Annotated in this window: 1 protein-coding gene and 1 pseudogene; both read left to right on the top strand. The window is 74.5% G+C overall.

Annotation, left to right across the window (positions count from 1 at the left end):
• Positions 1–1120, top strand: a pseudogene (locus WBP48_RS05985) (ABC transporter permease); the annotation flags it as partial.
• A 9-nt stretch (positions 1121–1129) separates the two neighbouring features.
• Positions 1130–1818 (top strand): sulfurtransferase (locus WBP48_RS05980; protein WP_424437547.1); only part of this gene is annotated, 689 nt, incomplete at its 3' end.

The raw sequence follows: 1818 nt of genomic DNA, 5'->3' as shown, positions 1-1818 counted from the left end.
GGGCACGCCGTACAGCATGGGCAACACCCCGCTCACCGCTGAGCAGTCGGCCGACGCGGCGGCAGCCACCGAGACGGCGATGAAGGATGCCGGGGCCGCCGCGACCGCGCTCGTCTGGCAGCAGCCGGACAGGTGGGCGGAGGACCCGACCGACATCCCGGCTGACGCGCTGCGCGCGATCGCGGTGACGCCCGAGCGGAGCCTCGTCGACTCCGAAGGCGGGTGGGGATACGGCTCCCAGCTCGGGGACCCGCAGAACAATCTCGCCGTCATCTCGGCCGACGACCTCGAGACGGTGACCGGCATCCGACTCGGTGCCGCGCAGCGCGCCGCCTACCGCGACGGCGCCGCCCTCGTCACCGACGAAGGGCTCGTCACGGGCGGTCGCGTCGAGGTCGCCGCGTGGACGGTGCGGCAGCTGCTCGAGGGGAGAATGCCGAACAACATCACGGCCCCGCCACCCGGCGCACCGTCGCCCGCGGAACCGCAGTGGTCGAAGTCGCTGGACGCTTTCGTCGTCGACGCGCCGCACCAGTCGGCGCGGGTCGCGATCGCGCCGCAGACGGCTGCCGAGCTCGGCATCGACACCGTCCCGGCGATGGTGTTCGGCGCTTTCGCCGAACCGCCCACGACCGCCCAGCGCGACGAGCTCATGGCCGCGGGCGACGGCATCGGCGACGACTACGCCGCCTCGATCTGGGTGGAGCAGGGACCGCCGACCGAGGCGGCCTGGCTGTTCCCGCTGCTGGTCGCGGTCTCGGTGCTCGTGCTGGGGACGAGCGCCGTGGCGCTGGGTCTCGCCCGCTTCGAGCGGCGACCCGACGACGCGACGCTGTCCGCGGTCGGGGGCACGGCGGCGCTGCGGCGCCGGATCGGATTCTGGCAGGGGCTCGTGATCGCAGGCTTCGGGACGTTCGCGGGCGCTGTCGCCGGCATCCTTCCGCCCATCGGATTCTGGCTGCAGTCGCAGACGGCCTGGAACGGACCGCTCGAGCTGCGGGATGTCCCGTGGCTGCTGCTGGCGGCGCTCGCCGTGGCGCTGCCGCTCGGGATCGCCGTCGTCAACTGGCTCGTGCCGCCGCGGCGCCCCGACCTGACGCGTCGCACCGCGATCGCGTAGCGTCGAGGCATGACGCACAGCCCGCTGATCGCCGCCGTGGACCTCGAGGCCGCGCTGCGGTCGCAGCATCCGCCGGTCGTGCTCGACGTGCGGTGGCGCCTCGATGCGCCGGACGGCCGAGACGCCTATCGCGCCGGCCACGTGCCGACCGCCGTCTACGTGAGCCTCGACGACGACCTCGCCGCCCACGGTGCGCCCACCGAGGGTCGGCACCCCCTGCCCGATCCGGCCGTGTTCCAGGAGGCGGTCCGCCGCTGGGGTGTCCGCTCCGACGACCAGGTGGTCGTCTACGACGACTGGCAGGGCTTCGGCTCGGCACGGGCATGGTGGATGTTGACGGACGCGGGCGTTTCGGTGCGCGTGCTCGACGGCGGGCTCGCCGCCTGGCGCGACGCCGGGCTGCCGCTGGCGTTGGGCGACACAGCGCGGGAGCCCGGCGACGTCGTCCTCACCCCGGGGCACCTGCCGCGACTCACGATCGATGAGGCGGCGGCGCTCGCCGCGGACGGCGTTCTCCTCGATGCCCGCGCCGCCGAGCGCTACCGCGGCGACGTGGAGCCGATCGATCCGCGCGGCGGGCACATCCCCGGCGCCGTGAGCGCGCCGACCTCGGGCAACGTCGACGCCGCGGGACGGATGCTGGCGCCTGACGAACTCCGCGCGCGCTTCGCCGCCCTCGGGATCGCGGGAGCCATGGC

It is taken from the genome of Microbacterium sp., assembly GCF_049661145.1.
Taxonomy (GTDB): domain Bacteria; phylum Actinomycetota; class Actinomycetes; order Actinomycetales; family Microbacteriaceae; genus Microbacterium.
This window is presented reverse-complemented; position numbering and strand designations above follow the sequence as displayed.